Here is a 14858-nt window from a genome sequence, read left to right as displayed (position 1 = left end):
CGTGTCCTTTCGTGTGCCGGGGTCGTCCTCGAGGCCTGGTTACCCGGTAAATCGATGACAAAACGATGCAGCCGCTCTAAGGTCGGGCACGACAGGAAGGACGCCTCCGTGCCCGAGGACAGGCCGCCCGCTCTGACGGTGCGCGTGCGCACCGTGCCCGAAGCCGTCGTCGTCGCGGCGGAAGGCGACCTCGACCTGGTCAGCGCGCCGGTGCTGCGCGCCCGCGCCGCCGCCGCGCTGGACGGACGGCCGGAGGCGCTCGTCGTCGACCTCGGCGGGATCGCCTTCTGCGGTTCGGCGGGCCTGCAGGTCATCGCCGAGCTCGTCGCGGCGACCACGGCCGCCGACGTGCCGTTCGCGCTGGTCACCGACCGGCGCCCGGTGCTGCGCGCGCTGCAGATCACGCAGCTGGACACCACCTTCGCCCTGCACCCGACCCTGGCCGGCGCCCGCGCGTGGCTGCGGGAGCGGGCGTGAACGGGCTGGCGGCCGTGAGGTTCGAGCACATGTTGCCTTCGGCTGAATCGTTGCACAAAGCGCTGCGGGGGCCCGCCACTTTCGGGTGCGAGCCCGGCGCTAGGCCCGGGCCTTGACGAGCGGGGCGTCCCGGGACAGCTCCCGGAAGCCGACGCTGTAATACAGCTCACGTGCCCCGGGGTGCCCCGGTGCTCCCAGGCAGGCGACCGTCATGTGGCGGGCGCCGGCGTCGCGCGCCAGCCGCATGCCGTGCAAGAGCGTCGCGCGGGCCAAGCCGCGGCGCCGGAAGCCCGGGTGCGTCCCGACCGGCTCGAATTCGGCCGTCCGGTTGGCTTCGTCGAGCCACATGATCGCCGAGCACGCCATCGTCCCGTCCGGGGCTTCGACGAGGACGTGCAGGTCGGCGCGGTACGCGGGCGCGTGCCGGACGCCTTCGTAGCTCTGGGCGGTGTACGCCGTGGGCGCCCAGGCGTCGACGTGGGCCTGGACCGCGGCGGCCGGCCCGGCCTCGGCGGCGGTGCGGAAGCGGAACCCGGCGGGCAGGACCGGGTCGGCGACGTCGCCGAGGTCGCGCTCGTTGAGCTGGGTCCAGGAGCCGGTGTCGCCGAGCGCGTCCGGGTCGGTCTCGTAGCCGTGCGCCTTCCAGCGCGCCAAGCCGAATTCGTCGGCGACGCCCGGCAGTGCCGAGCGGTCGACCTCGCCCGCCGTGGCTTCGTACCAGGCGATCACCTCGTCGACGAGCCCGGCGTGGCCGGGGTGGACCTGGTGCGCCAGCGAAGCGCCGGTGACGTCCTTGGCCGTGCCGTCGCCGCGCCGCACCCGGTGGGGCAGGCGCGCCCAGGCCCACGCCACCAGGTCGCCGCCGTCGAACCACAGCTCCCGGCGCCAGCTCGCGCCGAAGGCGGCGTGGTCCTTGCCCCAGTTCCACGCCAGTTCGCCGTAGGCGGCGTCGCCGTTGACCAGCTCCGGGCGGGCGGCGGTGACCCGCTGCGCCAGGCCCTGCATGAGCCGCAGGTCTTCGACGGTCAGCTCGGTGATCATGGAACGCCACTGTGTCAGCGCCGGGCCGGGCCGTCGAATCGTTTTCAGCGGGACGCACCGGTTCCTGACCGAGGAGCGGCGAGTCCCGCCGGAGCGCCTGCTGTACCTCGGGTGCGCCGTTGTGACCGAGCTGGCCACGGCGCACCCGCCGGCCGGGCTGCTGCTGCGTTCGCCGTTCACCGACCTCGCGGCGGTGGGCGCCGAGGTCTGCCCGTACCTGCCCGTGCGCCTGCTGCTGCGCGACCGGTTCCCGGTCGAAGAGCAGGTCGCCCGCGTACGGGTGCCGACGACGGTGGTCCTGGCGGCGCGGACTCGATCGTCCCGCCGTCGCAGAGCCGCGCGGTGGCGGCCGCGGCGGCGGCGCGCGTGGTGGAGATCCCCGGCGCCGACCACAACGACCCGGTCCTGCTGGACGGCCCGGAGCTGATCGGCGCGGTCCGGGCGCTGGTGCCGCGCTGACTGGTCCTGCCCGACCCGGGGGTGCTGCGGCTCGCCACCGTGCCCACCCCCGAACCCGGCCCCGGCGAGGTCTCCATCGACGTCACGCACGCCGGCGCGGACTTCGCCGAAGTCCGCTACCGGCAGGGCCTCGTGGACGTCCCGCTGCCCTTCGTCCCCGGCATCGAGGTCGCGGCCGGATCCGCGCGCTCGGCGCGGGTACGCCGAGGTCGTCACGACCGCCGCCGCCCTCGTCGCGCCGCTGCCCGGCGGCGGGTTCGAGCGTGCGGCCGCGGTGCCCTCCAACGGTCACGGCCGTCTTGGCCGGCGAGCTGGTGCCGCGCGTGCGGTGGACCGCGTCACCGCCCCATCTTCTTCAGCAGCTCCGCCTCGTCGACGACCTGGTCGGCGGGCGGGACCGGGATGTCGACCGGCTTGCCCCAGTCCCGGTAGTCGGTGGTGCCCTTGACCGGCGCCGGGCCGCCGGCGAAGTCGACGGCGAACCGGACGGGCCGGGACCCCGCGTCGAGCCACAGCTCGGCGGGCAGCTTGGCCGCACCCGGCCGGGGTGCGAGCTCGGGGAACAGCTCCGGCGCCTTCGCCGGGTCGAGCTCGAGCCGGTAGTGGTTGACCGGCACGTCGGCGAGCTTGGTCTGCCCGGCCGAGACGATGCGGCCGGTCCGTTCGATCTCGGTCAGCGCCCGGCCGAGGTCCGGCAGCTTGACGACCACCGGGACCCCGGCGCCGAGCGCCTGCGCGACCGGGTCGGCGCTGCCGGGGTCGGTGCCGACCCACGGCTTGCCGGGGACCGCCTCCTGCGGCGCCCGCGTGAAGGTCCGCTTGCCGATCACCCGCGTCTCGCTGCCGTCGAGGACCAGCGACAGGGACGTCGCCCCGCCGTCGATGCGCAGCGACCCGGTGAGCTCCTTGGTGTCGGGCCCGAGCACGGCGGTCGTCGTGAAGCCGGCGGACGGCCCGCGGCCGATCCCCGTCCAGGCCGTCCGCACCAGGCCGGCGACGTCGGTGGCCGGGGGTGCGAGTGCGGCCGGGGCCGGCGGCGGCACCGGGGCCGGGTCGCAGGCGGCCGACGCCAGTGCCGCCACGGCGATGGTCAGGGCGAACTTGCGCACGGGGCCCCCTCGAAGTCTCGTTCCGGGGGAAGGTAGCGGGGGAAGGTCACATTCCGGGCAGGGTGTGCGCGATGCCCTCATCGCGCATAATGGGCCACTGACCGACTGCTTGGTATGTGCCGGGCACCACACGAAGGAGACACACTGCCGTGAACTCGTTCAAGGATCGCGTCGCGATCGTCACCGGGGCCAGCCGGGGCATCGGCCTCGGGATCGCGAAGACGCTCGTCGAACGCGGCGCCAAGGTGTGCATCACCGCGCGCAAGCCGGAGGCCCTCGAAGAGGCCGTGAACTCCCTCGGCGGCCCGGACGTCGCCATGTCCGTGCCCGGCAAGTCCGACGACACCGACCACCAGGACGAGGCCGTCGCCAAGACGATCGAGACCTTCGGCCGGCTCGACTACCTGGTCAACAACACCGGCATCAACCCGGTCTACGGGCCCACCCTGGACATCGACCCCGCCGCCGCGGCCAAGATCCTCGGCGTCAACGTGCTCGCGCCGCTGGGCTGGACCAAGCGCGCCCGCGACGCGTGGATGGGCGAGCACGGCGGTGCCGTCGTCAACGTCGCGTCCGTCGCCGGCCTCGGCGCTTCGCCGGGCATCGGCATGTACGGCGTCAGCAAGGCCGCCCTGATCCGGCTGACCGTCGAGCTCGGCGCCGAGCTGGGCCCGAAGATCCGCGTCAACGCCGTCGCCCCGGCCGTGGTCAAGACGAAGTTCGCGACCGCGCTCTACGAGGGCCGCGAAGAGGAGGTCGCCTCGGCCTACCCGATGAAGCGGCTCGGCGTGCCGGCCGACATCGCGGGCGCGGTCGCCTTCCTGCTGTCCGACGACGCGGGCTGGATCACCGGCCAGACGATGGTCCTCGACGGCGGCGTGACCCTGGGCGGTGGCCTGTGACCGGCGTCGTCGTCACCGGCGGTGGCGGCGGCATCGGTGCCGCGCTGGCCCGCCGCTTCGCCGCCGGCGGCGCCCAGGTCGTCGTGGCCGACCTCGACGGGGACAAGGCCGCCGAGATCGCGAAGGAGGTCGGCGGCACGGCGTTCGCCGGCGACGTCGCGAGCGTCGACGGCGTCGCGAAGCTGATCGAGAGCGCCCGCGAGACGCTCGGCGAGATCGACGTCTACTGCGCCAACGCGGGCATCGCGCCCTTCGGCGGCGCGGAAAGCCCCGAGGAGGTCTGGGCGCGCAGCTGGGACGTCAACGTCATGGCGCACGTGCGCGCGGCCAACCAGCTGCTGCCCGCGTGGCTCGAACGCGGCGAGGGGCACTTCATCGCGACCGTGTCCGCCGCCGGCCTGCTGACCAGCCTCGGCTCGGCGCCGTACTCGGTGACCAAGCACGGCGCGCTCGCGTTCGCCGAGTACCTGTCGGCGACCTACCGGCACCGCGGGATCACCGTGCAGGCGATCTGCCCGCAGGGCGTGCGCACGGCGATGCTGGAGAGCACCGGCACCGCCGGTCAGCTGCTGATGGGCGCGTCGGCGATCGAACCCGAGCAGGTCGCGGACGCGTTGTTCGCGGCGATGGAGTCGAAGCAGTTCCTGGTCTTGCCGCACCCGGAGGTCGCGGACTACTACGCGGCGCGCGCGACGCAGACCGACCGCTGGCTCGGCGGGATGAACAAGCTGCAGCGCAAGGTCGAAGCGGCGCTCGAGGCGGAATGAGCTGGCAGCCGGAGGTCGACGAGCTGGCCCGGCGGCGCGAGCTGGCCGAGCGCATGGGCGGGCCGGAAAAGGTGGCCCGCCAGCACGCCGCCGGGCGCTCGACGGTCCGCGAGCGGATCGCCGCGCTCGCCGACCCCGGCAGCTTCGACGAGATCGGCGCGCTGGCCGGCACGGCGTCCTATGTGGACGGGGAGCTGGAGTCGTTCACCCCGGCCAACTTCGTCATCGGCACCGCCCGGCTCGACGGCAGGCGGGTGGCGCTCGGCGGCGACGACTTCACCGTCCGCGGGGGCGCCGCCGACGCCGCCATCATGGAGAAGCAGGTCCACGCCGAACGCCTCGCCCACGAGCTGCGGCTGCCGCTGGTGCGGCTGATCGAGGGCACCGGGGGTGGCGGCAGCGTCAAGATGCTGGAGCAGCACGGCTTCACCTACGTCCCGGTCAACCCGGGCTGGGACTGGGTCGTGGACAACCTTTCGACGGTCCCGGTGGTCGCGCTCTGCCTCGGCCCGGTGGCCGGGCTCGGGGCCGCGCGGGCGGTGATGTCGCACCTGAACGTCCTGGTCGAAGGCGCCGGGCAGCTGTTCGTCGCCGGACCGCCGGTGGTGAAGCACGCGACGGGAGAGGACCTCACCAAGGAGGAGCTCGGCGGCGCCGACGTCCACCGGCGTAGCGGCGCGGTCGACCGGATCGTGGCGTCCGAAGCCGAGGCTTTCTCGGTGGCGAAACAGTTCCTGTCGTACTTGCCGTCCTCTGTGGACTCCCTGCCGCCGGTGACGTCCACATCGGACCCGGTGGACCGCGCCGACGAGGGACTGCTTTCGCTGGTGCCGCGCAACCGGCGTCACCCGTACCGCTTGCGGCCGTTGCTGGACGGCGTCTTCGACGCGGGCTCGGTGTTCGACTACGCGGTGTCGGGCGGCTCGGCGTACGCGGGATTGGCGCGGCTGGACGGGCACCCGGTCGGCGTCCTGGCCACCGACCCGTACCGCGGCGCGACGCTGACCCCCGAGGGCGCCGACGTCATGACCCGGCTGGTCGACCTCTGCGAGACGTTCCACCTGCCGCTGGTGTCGCTGACCGACCAGGCGGGCATGGTGATCGGCGCGGCGGCCGAGCGCGCCGGGGCGATCCGCCACGGCGCCCGCGCGGTGACGGCGGTCTACCAGGCACGGGTGCCGATGGCCGAGGTGATCCTCCGGCGCGTGTTCGGCGTCGGCGGCGCGGGCCAGGTCAACCGCCACCGCCTGGTCCGCCGCTGGGCCTGGCCCTCGGGCGACTGGGGATCGTTGCCGGTCGAAGGCGGCATCGAGGCGGCCTACCGCGCGGAACTGGACGCGGCCGACGACCGGGCGGCGCGGATCGAGGAGATCCGCGCACGCCTGGACGCGGTGCGGTCACCGTTCCGGACGGCCGAGCACTTCTCGGTCGAGGACGTCATCGACCCGCGCGAAACCCGGGCCCGCCTGTGCGACTGGATCGGCGACGCGTACGCGGTGCTGCCGAGGCTGGCGGGGCCGCCGTCGTTCGGGATGCGGCCCTAGCGGACGCGGTACCAATGCGGCCGGAGCAGTTCGAGCGCGACCGGCTCGCCGCCGGGCCGGTCGAACATCCGCACGCCGTCGCCGAGGAGCACCGGGACGGGCAGGGCGAGGATCTCGTCCAGCAGCCCGGCTTCGAGGCACTGCCGGGCGACGTCGGCCCCGAGGACGTTGACGTACTGGTCCCCGGCGGCGTCCTTGGCCTTGGCGACGGCTTCGTGCAGGTCACCGACGAAGGTGACCCCGGGCGCCGGGTCCGCGGGCCGGTGGGTGAGCACGAACTGCGGCCCGTCCCAGCCCCCGCCGAACGCCTTGCCCTCGCCTTCGGTGCCGCGGTGCGGGTCGTCACCACCGTAGGTCCGGCGCCCGACGAGCAGGGCACCGATCCGCGGGATGAGCTCGTCGACGGTGGCATCGGGCCCGAGGTGGGGCGTCAGCCAGGACATGTCCCCACCCGGGCCGGCGATGAACCCGTCGAGGGAGGTGCTGAAGGCGTAGAGCAGCTTGGCCATGGGACCTGCTTCCGTCGTGGTGCCGGACGGGAGTACTGACCGGATGGGCCGCGGAAACTCATCGGTCCGGGAACTTCGGGGTGCGGCGCTCGTTCCAGCTGGCCAGCCCCTCGGCCAGCTCGGGCCGCCCGAACGACTCGATCATCAGCGCCGTGGCTTCGCGCGCCGCCTCTTCGAGGGACAGCGACGCTTCCCGCCCGAACTGCCGCTTCATCACGGCCATCGAGCGGGGCGCGCTGTAGGTCGCCAGCTCGGTCGCGTAGGCGTGCGCGCGCAGCGGGAGCTCCTCGGCCGGGACCACCTCCTGGACCAGGCCGTAGTCCAGCGCCTGCTCCGCGGTGAACGTGCGGCCCGAAAGCAGCAGGTCGCGGGCCCGGCCCTGGCCGACGAGCTCCGGCAGCAGCTTCGCGACGCCGTACTCGGCGATCAGCCCGCGCCGGGCGAACGCCGTGGTGAACTTCGCTCCGGCGGCGGCGAAGCGGACGTCCGCCGAGCAGGCGATGACGAACCCCAGGCCGGCGCAGCCGCCGTTGATCGCGGCGACCACCGGTACCCCGACCGACGACGCGGCGAGGACGTCCCGGAAGTTCTCGTGCCCGCCGCCGCCGGCCGGGGGAGCGGCGGCGATGTCGTCCAGCAACCCCAGGTCGGCGCCGGGGCAGAACGCCTGGCCCGCCCCGGTGACGACGACCGCGCGGACGGCGGCGTCCGCGTCGGCCTGCCGCAGCAGGGCGCCGTAGCGGACCTGCATCGGGACGTCCATCGCGTTGCTGCGCTCGGGTTTGTCGAACGTGAGCGTCGCGACCGCGCCGTCTGCCGCGTACCGGACACCATCCACAGTGGACAAAGCCGCCTCCTCGGGGTCGGTCACCATACTAAGCGGTCGCTTCGGTGGTGACCAGGCCTCGGGCTCAGGCGCCCGGCCGGTTGCCCGCCGGGATCGTGATCGGCGTCGTCGTAGGTGAATTGGCCTTGTTCAGGAACAGCATCGCGATCGCCCGGATGAACTGGTCGAACAGGTAGAACCCCGCCGGGGCGATGGGAAGCAGGCCCTCGCGGAAGGCGATGTACGCCGGCCAGCCGGTGCGGACCAGGGCGGCCGCCGCGTAGTCGCGGGGGAGGCCGAGCCAGTCGCCGACCGCGTCGCTGAGGACGTAGCGGACGAATTCGTTCAAGAAGCCGCGGGTGACGCCCAGGTCGATCTGCGCCGTCAGGCCGAGCAGGTCCTGCGCCAGTTCCTTGCCCTCCGTCGTCGGGGCCAGGAGCGGGGTGAGCACGCGCGTCGACTGCGCGTCGGCCTCGGCCCACGTCTTGGGGATGAACTCGTCACGGACGCCGAGCAGGTGGATGGCGACCTGCCACTGGTGCAGGAAGGCCTCCTCGTCCGCCGCCGACATCGGGACGCGCCATTCGAGCAGCTTGCGGTGCACGTAGGTGCCGAGGCTGTGGAAGGTCACCAGGATGTCGCCGTTGCTGATCGGGATCTGCTCGTCGGCGACCGCGCGCCAGTGCGCCGACTGCGGCAGCAGGTGGCGCACGGCGGCGTGCACCAGGCGCGTCTTGTTGGCCGTGACCACGAACTGGCCCGTCGGCTGGAACGCGTCGAGGTCGCTCAGGTCGTAGCCGAAGGTGAACGTCTTCGCCGCGCGGTCCTGCATGTTCGCCCCGCCTGCGGACCAGTAGACCGACTTGGCCTCCCGCGGGATCACCGTGCTCATGATGCCGCTGCCCAGGCCGTAGAGCATGAACAGGTAGGTGTCCTTGCGCCGGTTGAAGTCCGCGGCGCGGCGCAGCTTGGCCGCGTCGGCCCAGGACGGCAGCCGGTTGGCCTGCTGGAGGTGGCTGGCGAGGTCGGCGGGCAGGCCGGTCGGCAGCGCGTCGCCGTTGTTCACCCACGGCCGCAGGGCGGCGTTGACCGCGGGCACCTGGCCGGTGTCGAGGATGCCCGCCATCAGGCGGTCGACCTCGTCGTCCCACGCCCACCACGGATCCGTGCCCGCGGCCTGGGCGCCACCCGTCGACGCCCAGGCCGGGACGGCACTCGCCGCGCTCACCAGCCCGAGTGCGACACCGAGTGAAAGAACGTTCCTCCGGCTGAGATTACTCATTTACTTACCTAGCTTCCTCGGTAGGCAGTACCTGGGCAAAGCTTCGACAATCGACGAGTCGCGCCACGCATTCAGGGAGAGATTCTCCATTAACATAGCGAGGCGGGTCGGCGGTCGGCAAGAGCCGGGCCGGCCTGAATCGGTCCGTCGCCCGGCACCCGGTCCGGTTCGTGGTTGACTGGCACGCATGGCCCCGCTCCCGCGCACCCCCGCCCGGCGGCCGCGGTGACGGCCGGCCCGGCCGCGGCGGCGCGGCCGCGCAACCGCAAGCAGCTCATCGTCGGGGCCGCGGCCACCGTGTTCAGCGAGCGCGGCTACCACTCGGCGTCCATGGAGGAGATCGCGGCCGCCGTCGGCATCACCGCGGCCGCCCTCTACCGGCACTTCCCGAACAAGTACGCGCTGTTCGCCGAGTGCGCGAACGTCATGGTGGACCGGCTCGTCGCGGCGCTCGCGGAGGTGCCGTCGGACGGCGCTCTCGCCGACGTCCTGGCCGCCGTCACGCGAGTCACCGTCGCCCACCGCGGGGCCGGCGGCGTGTACCGGTGGGAAGCCCGCTACCTCGAGCGCGAGGACCGCCGCGTGCTCAAGGCGAAGTTCGCGCACGTCGTCGGCCGGGTGGCGGACGCGGTCCGGCGCGAGCACCCGGCGCCCGACGAGCACCTGCGGGCGGTGGCGGCACTGGGCGCGATCGGGTCCATCACGATGCACCACAACACGATCGGCCGCCGGCGCGTCGAAGACCTCCTGCTGGCTTCCGCGCTGCGCGTGGCCGCGACCGACCCGCGGCAGGCGCTCGCGGGCGCGCCCCTCGTCGAGCTGCCCGCCCCGCCCCAGCCGCGCACCCGGCGTTCGGAAATCCTCGCGGCCGCCATCCCGCTGTTCGAACGGGCGGGGTTCGCCGCGGTCACCAACGGCATGATCGCCGAAGCCGTGGGACTGGTGCCGTCCGGGCTGTACCGGTACTTCCCCGGCAAGGCCGACATCCTGGCGGCGGCCTGCCTGCAGGCGGCCGGCCTGCTGGCCCAGGCGGTCGAACACAACCTGCGCGGCGCGCCCGACGCCCTGCTCGCGCTGACGGCGACCTACGTGGCCTACAGCTTCGAGCACCACGCCCTCACCAGCGTGGCCGACGCCGAGATCGTCGGCCTGCCCGCCGCGTTGCGTCGTCCGCTGGTGGCCGCGCAGCGCGAGCACATCGCCGTCTGGGAGCAGCACCTGCGCCAGGCCCGCCCGGACCTCGACGCCCGCCAGGCGCGGGTGCTGGTGCACGCCGGGTTCGGCGTGGTGGTCGAGGCCGGGCGCCGCCTGCGCTGGCGGGACACCCCGGAGCACCGCGCCGCCGTGGCCGCGTTGTTCGTGGGTGCCCTCGACCTGTGACGCCGGTTCGTTGCGCCGTTCGGGCGGCGGCGCGGCCGTCGCACAAACCTCCCGGGGCCGCCGGGCGTGGTGGGGGAGACGGCCGACTTCCGGGGAGAACCATGCTCAAGCGAACTCTCGTGCTCGTAGCGGTGCTCGGCGCGCGGCCCGCGGTGGCGGCGGGTGCACCTGGGCGATGACGCCGCTGGCCATGCCTGCGCCCTGCACCGGCAGCGAGGTCTACGCGGCAGCGGAAGGCGGCTGGTTCGTCGGTTCGCTGCGCGGCCCCAACGCGTACTCGGCCGTGCGGTGGCACGGTGCCCAGGTCGAGGCGATGTCCCCCTTGGCCGAGGTGCGCGACATCAACTCCGCCGGAGCCGTCGTGGGGGACGGCGGAACCGGCGAGTGGTGGGCGTCCAAGCCCGTCGTCAACCGCGGCGGCCAGACCGTGAACCTGGCCATGCCGCGAGGGTTCCGGTCCGCGAAGGCCACGCACATCAACAACAGCGGGGACGTCGTCGGCGTCGCCTACGGCGAGTTCGGCGACGTCCACCCGGTGCTGTGGGCCGCCGCGCGGCCGGGGACCGCCGAGGTGCTGAACCCGGATCCGCAGCACCTGTACGACACCTACCCGGTCGACGTCGACGAGCAGGGCCGCGTCCTGCTCTACACCGACATCGGCGAGCGCTCGGGCGAGGTGTTCGTCCGAGCCACCGACGGCGGCTACCGGCAGCTGCCCCCGCTGTACCCGGGCGGCGCGGTCTACCTGGAGGCCTTCCACGGCGGCCGCATCGCCGCTTCGGTCTTCACGCCCGAGTCGACCATGGCCGCCATCGAGGCGGACCTGGACGGGAACGTCGTGCACACGACCACCGAAGCGGCCGAGAACCCTGTTCCTCGACGCCGGCACGACGATGGCGGGCGTGGCCCACACCTTCGGCCCCGAGAACTACGAACTCCGCATCTGGGAGAACGGCGAACCCGCTGCGGACCTGGCCGGCAACGCCGACTTCAACGCGGCACCGCAACCGGCGGGGCTCACCGACGACGGGACGCCGGCCGCGACGATCAGGTTGCCGGGAGCGACGCAACCGCGGTGGCGTACCACCGCGGCTGCTGACGGCGCTGGCATCACCTGGCTGGGCCCGCGGCTCTTGCCGACGACAGCACGCTGGTTGCGACCAGCACCTGGCTCGGCGGGGCCGCGGGCGCTGGCGTCACCTGGCCGCGCGCCGTGGCTCTCGCCGGTGGCGCGGGACGTTGGTTGCGACCAGCACCTGGCTCGGCGCAACGGCAGGCGGTGGCCTATCACCGCGCGCGCAGACCGCGCCCAAGCATGGCCTGGCGGCCAACCGCGGCCTCGCCGGTGGCGGGGCGCCGGCCGTGACCGGCACCTGGCCCGGCGCAGCCGCGCGCGGTGGCCTACGACCGCGGTTGCTGACGGCGCTGGCGTCACGCGGCTGGGCATCGCGGCCCGCGGTCCTCGCCGACGGCACGTTGGCTGCGACCAGCACCTGGCCCGGTGTAGCGGCGGGCGGTGGCCGCGCCCAAGCATCGCCTGGCAGTCAACCGCGGTCCTCGCCGGTGCCGAGGCGCCGGCCGTGACCAGCACCTGGCCCGGCGCAACGGCAGGCGGTGGCCTACGACCGCGGTTGCTGACGGCGCTGTCGTCACGCGGCTGGGCATCGCGGCCGCGGTCCTCGCCGACGGCACGTTGGCCGCGAGCAGCACCTGGCCCGGTGTAGCGGCGGGCGGTGGCCTATCACCGCGCGCTGACCGCGGCCGGGCATCGCCTGGCAGTCAACCGCGGTCCTCGCCGATGCCGGGGCGCCGGCCGTGACCAGCGCCGGGACTGCCGCAGCCGCGGGCGGTGACCCACCACCGCGGCTGCCGACCGCGCCCAGCCGTCACGCCTCCTTCAACCGGCTGCCCCGCCGCCAGATCGCGCGTGTGTTGAGCGTGTCGCCGATCGTCGACGTCGGGTCGCCGTCGACCAGGAGCAAATCAGCGCGGAGGCCCTCCGCGATGCGGCCGCGGTCGGCCAGGCCGAAGCGGCGGGCCGTGGTCGCCGTCGCGGCGCGCAGGGCCTGGGCCGGGGTCAGGCCCGCCGTCACCAGGTACTGGAGTTCCTGGTGCAGGCTGGCGCCGTGGGCCAGGCCGCCGAAGAAGGTCTCCGCCATGGACGCGTCGGTGCCCGCCAGGATGTCCACGCCCGCGTCGGCCAGGGCCCGGACCGACGCCAGCACGTCCTCGAGCTTCCCCTGCGGGTAGCGGTCGTAGCTCGACCGCAGGGTCTCGTCCCACTTGCCGTCGAGGCGGTGCGCCACCCGCGGGTCGTCGGCGAGCTCGGCGCCCGTGATGCCCATCATCGACGCGTCGAGGCAGACGCACGGCACGACGAACATCCCCGCCTCGGCCACCAGGTCCACGATCTCCGCGGTGTGCGGCCGGTCCATGAACAAGTGGACGACGCCGTCGATGCCGGCTTCGGCGGCCATCCGGGTGGCGTCGAGGGTCAGCGTGTGGGCCACCGTGAGGGCGCCGTACTTCTTGGCCTCCGCGACGCCGGCGTCCAGCGTGGCCTGGTCGAGCATCGGCAGCCCGGGATGCCCTTCGACGCTGCCGTCGTCGATCATGAACTTGATGTAGTCCGAGCCCCGCGCGAGCAGCTGCGGGACGAACGCGGCGGCCTGCTCCGGCGTCGTCGAAAACGGCATCAGCGGCATGACCGGGGGCAGGTCGCCGGCCGGGCGGAAGCCTTCCGGCATCAGCTCACTGGGGTGCCCGCCGGGCGGGGTGATGGCGAAGCCGGACGACCGGATGTCGGCCACCGTGTCGTCCTCGGTGAGGTGTGCCCGGTTTTCGCGGGTGTTCAGGCCCTGCATCTCCAGCTCGGTGGTGACGCCGAACCGCAGGGCCAGCGCCTGGGAGCCGGGCGCGGAGTGGACGTGCGCGTCGATCAGCCCGGGCAGCAGGGTCGCGCCCCGGCCGTCGACGACCTCGGCGCCCTCGGGCACTTCGCCGCCGACCTGGCGGATCTTCCGGCCGTCGACGACGACGGTCCGCACTCCCAGCGTCTTCTCGCCGTCGAAGACCTGGGCTCCGGTGATGGCGGTGGTGGCCATGGTGGCCTCGCTTCCTCGTTCGCAGTTACATACCCAATGCTATGCAATTAGCTCTTGGCATGCAAATGCCGGGGGTACTACGATCCGGGGGTGAGCACCGCGCGTTCCGCCGATGACCTGCTGCTGGACCGGATCGGCCCGGCGCTGTCCCGGCTGCGCCGGCGCGTCCCGGCCTCGGGCCGCGACCTCTCCCGCAACCTGGTGCTGAACGTCGTCGCCGAGGCCCCCGGCGAGATGACCGTCGGTGGCCTCGCCACCGAGATGGGCGTGGCCCAGCCGGTGGCCAGCCGGACGGTCGCGGCCTGCATCGCCGACGGCTTGGTGCGGCGCGCGGCTTCCCAGGCCGACGGCCGCCGCACCGTGCTGGAGCTCACCGAACGCGGCGAAGCCGAGCGAGACCGCTTCGCCGCCGAGCAGCGCGAAGTGTTCGAAGCCATCACGGCAGGCTGGCCGGCGGAAGACCGCGTCCAGTTCGCGCGGCTGCTCGTCCGGTACACCACCGACGCCGGCGCCTGGTCCCGCGGCCGCTGACCCGTTGTCCACTGTGGACAACATCCCGGTCGGGCGACACCCGCCGGAGCGGAAGCGAGCGGCTCCTAGAGTTGCGGTGGTGAAATCCTTCTTCGTCGCGCTGAGCGTGACCGCGGCCGTCACCGCTTGTTCGCCCGCCGGAGAGCCGGCCGCGGTCACCCCGGCGCCGCCGTCCGCCGTGCGGCTGCCGCCGGTGAAGGCGGGCTTCGACTACCAGCTCGGCGGCGCCTACCCCCCGCCGTCCGGCGTCGAGGTCGTCAGCCGCGACCACGGCGCCGCGCCGGCCGCCGGGCGCTACGACATCTGCTACGTCAACGCTTTCCAGGCCCAGCCGGGTGCCGAGGGGGAGTGGGGCGACCTGGTGCTCCGGGACGCGAACGGCGAGCCGGTGATCGACGAGGACTGGCACGAGGCGCTGCTCGACCTGCGCACGCCGGACAAGCGCGAGCGCGCCGCGGCGAAGGTGAACGCCTGGACCGACGAGTGCGCGGCCAAGGGCTTCCAGGCGATCGAGCCCGACAACTACGACAGCTACACGCGCTCGCACGGCCTCCTTTCCGAGAGCGACGCCCAGGCCTTCGTGCGCCTGCTGTCCGCGCACGCGCACGAAAAGGGCCTGGCCATTGCGCAGAAGAACACCTCCGAGCTGGCCGGGCGGCGCCAGGAGAACGGGCTCGACTTCGCCGTGGCCGAAGAATGCGGCGAGCAGGAGAACTGCGACGAGTACACGGCCGCGTTCGGCGACCACGTCGTCGTGATCGAGTACACCGACGAGGGCCTCGCGACCGCCTGCACGCGCTGGGGCGGCTCGCTCAGCATCGTCCGCCGCGACCGGGACGTGGTTCCCGAAGGCGCGGCCGGGTACGTCCGGCGGACATGCTGAGGTCGAAATGATCGAAGCCTTTGATCGATCGGAAACCCTTGTGC

The 14858-nt window shown here is 73.5% G+C and carries 15 protein-coding genes; 9 read left to right on the top strand and 6 right to left on the bottom strand.

The window, feature by feature from the left end; genetic code table 11:
• Window positions 1-108: 108 nt before the first annotated feature.
• Window positions 109-477, top strand: coding sequence for an STAS domain-containing protein (locus tag MUY14_RS19985; RefSeq protein WP_247024530.1), 369 nt, complete (start codon window positions 109-111; stop codon window positions 475-477).
• A gap of 99 nt (window positions 478-576) precedes the next feature.
• Here the strand turns inward: MUY14_RS19985 and MUY14_RS19980 are convergent, their stop codons facing one another.
• Window positions 577-1518, bottom strand: a complete 942-nt coding sequence (locus MUY14_RS19980; protein ID WP_247024529.1) for an N-acetyltransferase — start codon at window positions 1516-1518, stop codon at window positions 577-579.
• Between MUY14_RS19980 and MUY14_RS19975 the strand changes: the two genes are divergently transcribed.
• Entirely contained in the window at window positions 1517-1945 is a 429-nt protein-coding gene (locus MUY14_RS19975) for a hypothetical protein (protein WP_247024528.1), read from the top strand. The genes MUY14_RS19980 and MUY14_RS19975 overlap by 2 nt on opposite strands.
• A gap of 370 nt (window positions 1946-2315) precedes the next feature.
• Here MUY14_RS19975 and MUY14_RS19970 read toward each other — a convergent pair whose 3' ends face one another.
• Window positions 2316-3086 carry a hypothetical protein gene (locus tag MUY14_RS19970; protein WP_247024527.1) on the bottom strand — a complete coding sequence of 257 codons (771 nt, stop codon included), beginning with the start codon at window positions 3084-3086 and terminating at the stop codon, window positions 2316-2318.
• A 149-nt stretch (window positions 3087-3235) separates the two neighbouring features.
• Here MUY14_RS19970 and MUY14_RS19965 point away from each other — a divergent pair, with 149 nt between their 5' ends.
• Genes MUY14_RS19965 through MUY14_RS19955 form a run of 3 tightly spaced genes read left to right on the top strand, consistent with a single transcriptional unit; the run spans window position 3236 to window position 6299 of the window.
• Window positions 3236-3988, top strand: a complete 753-nt coding sequence (locus tag MUY14_RS19965; RefSeq protein WP_247024526.1) for an SDR family oxidoreductase — start codon at window positions 3236-3238, stop codon at window positions 3986-3988.
• Window positions 3985-4755, top strand: a complete 771-nt coding sequence (locus tag MUY14_RS19960; protein WP_247024525.1) for an SDR family oxidoreductase — start codon at window positions 3985-3987, stop codon at window positions 4753-4755. The genes MUY14_RS19965 and MUY14_RS19960 overlap by 4 nt, the downstream gene beginning before the upstream one ends.
• The gene (locus MUY14_RS19955) at window positions 4752-6299 is read left to right on the top strand and encodes an acyl-CoA carboxylase subunit beta (RefSeq protein WP_247024524.1); all 1548 of its coding nucleotides are present in this window, start codon (window positions 4752-4754) and stop codon (window positions 6297-6299) included. The genes MUY14_RS19960 and MUY14_RS19955 overlap by 4 nt, the downstream gene beginning before the upstream one ends.
• On the opposite strand, the gene MUY14_RS19950 is transcribed toward MUY14_RS19955, so the two are convergent.
• The 3 genes from MUY14_RS19950 to MUY14_RS19940 are packed head-to-tail and all read right to left on the bottom strand — an operon-like array spanning window position 6296 to window position 8916.
• The gene (locus MUY14_RS19950) at window positions 6296-6808 is read right to left on the bottom strand and encodes a dihydrofolate reductase family protein (RefSeq protein WP_247024523.1); all 513 of its coding nucleotides are present in this window, start codon (window positions 6806-6808) and stop codon (window positions 6296-6298) included. The two genes, MUY14_RS19955 and MUY14_RS19950, sit on opposite strands and share 4 nt — an antisense overlap.
• A 58-nt stretch (window positions 6809-6866) precedes the next feature.
• Window positions 6867-7682: an enoyl-CoA hydratase-related protein gene (locus MUY14_RS19945; protein WP_247024522.1), complete on the bottom strand. Its 816-nt coding sequence runs from the start codon at window positions 7680-7682 to the stop codon at window positions 6867-6869.
• 37 nt (window positions 7683-7719) lie between these two features.
• Window positions 7720-8916: an oxygenase MpaB family protein gene (locus tag MUY14_RS19940; protein WP_247024521.1), complete on the bottom strand. Its 1197-nt coding sequence runs from the start codon at window positions 8914-8916 to the stop codon at window positions 7720-7722.
• A gap of 225 nt (window positions 8917-9141) precedes the next feature.
• Here MUY14_RS19940 and MUY14_RS19935 point away from each other — a divergent pair, with 225 nt between their 5' ends.
• Together MUY14_RS19935 and MUY14_RS19930 are read left to right on the top strand one after the other, a co-directional pair.
• Window positions 9142-10296, top strand: coding sequence for a TetR/AcrR family transcriptional regulator (locus MUY14_RS19935; protein ID WP_247025179.1), 1155 nt, complete (start codon window positions 9142-9144; stop codon window positions 10294-10296).
• Between the two features lie 190 nt (window positions 10297-10486).
• Window positions 10487-11395, top strand: a complete 909-nt coding sequence (locus MUY14_RS19930; RefSeq protein WP_247024520.1) for a hypothetical protein — start codon at window positions 10487-10489, stop codon at window positions 11393-11395.
• A gap of 787 nt (window positions 11396-12182) precedes the next feature.
• Here MUY14_RS19930 and MUY14_RS19925 read toward each other — a convergent pair.
• The gene (locus MUY14_RS19925; RefSeq protein WP_247024519.1) at window positions 12183-13400 is read right to left on the bottom strand and encodes an amidohydrolase family protein; all 1218 of its coding nucleotides are present in this window, start codon (window positions 13398-13400) and stop codon (window positions 12183-12185) included.
• Window positions 13401-13490: 90 nt separating this feature from the next.
• Between MUY14_RS19925 and MUY14_RS19920 the strand changes: the two genes are divergently transcribed.
• On the top strand, window positions 13491-13931 hold the full coding sequence (locus MUY14_RS19920; RefSeq protein WP_247024518.1) for a MarR family winged helix-turn-helix transcriptional regulator: 441 nt from the start codon (window positions 13491-13493) through the stop codon (window positions 13929-13931).
• Window positions 13932-14010: 79 nt separating this feature from the next.
• Window positions 14011-14814 carry an endo alpha-1,4 polygalactosaminidase gene (locus MUY14_RS19915; protein ID WP_247024517.1) on the top strand — a complete coding sequence of 268 codons (804 nt, stop codon included), beginning with the start codon at window positions 14011-14013 and terminating at the stop codon, window positions 14812-14814.
• Window positions 14815-14858 lie beyond the last annotated feature (44 nt).

The sequence above is a fragment of the Amycolatopsis sp. FBCC-B4732 genome (assembly GCF_023008405.1).
Classification (GTDB): Bacteria; Actinomycetota; Actinomycetes; order Mycobacteriales; family Pseudonocardiaceae; genus Amycolatopsis; species Amycolatopsis pretoriensis_A.
The sequence above is the reverse complement of the archived record's forward strand: the minus strand, read 5'-3'. Positions and strand labels throughout refer to the sequence as shown.

What these genes read in the sequence shown, in the direction of transcription:
- MUY14_RS19955 (WP_247024524.1), top strand. Translation starts at nt 4,752, where the DNA reads ATGAGCTGGCAGCCGGAGGTCGACGAGCTGGCCCGGCGGCGCGAGCTG.
- MUY14_RS19940 (WP_247024521.1), bottom strand. Translation starts at nt 8,916, where the DNA reads ATGAGTAATCTCAGCCGGAGGAACGTTCTTTCACTCGGTGTCGCACTC.
- MUY14_RS19980 (WP_247024529.1), bottom strand. Translation starts at nt 1,518, where the DNA reads ATGATCACCGAGCTGACCGTCGAAGACCTGCGGCTCATGCAGGGCCTG.
- MUY14_RS19950 (WP_247024523.1), bottom strand. Translation starts at nt 6,808, where the DNA reads ATGGCCAAGCTGCTCTACGCCTTCAGCACCTCCCTCGACGGGTTCATC.
- MUY14_RS19925 (WP_247024519.1), bottom strand. Translation starts at nt 13,400, where the DNA reads ATGGCCACCACCGCCATCACCGGAGCCCAGGTCTTCGACGGCGAGAAG.
- MUY14_RS19945 (WP_247024522.1), bottom strand. Translation starts at nt 7,682, where the DNA reads ATGGTGACCGACCCCGAGGAGGCGGCTTTGTCCACTGTGGATGGTGTC.
- MUY14_RS19975 (WP_247024528.1), top strand. Translation starts at nt 1,517, where the DNA reads ATGGAACGCCACTGTGTCAGCGCCGGGCCGGGCCGTCGAATCGTTTTC.
- MUY14_RS19930 (WP_247024520.1), top strand. Translation starts at nt 10,487, where the DNA reads ATGCCTGCGCCCTGCACCGGCAGCGAGGTCTACGCGGCAGCGGAAGGC.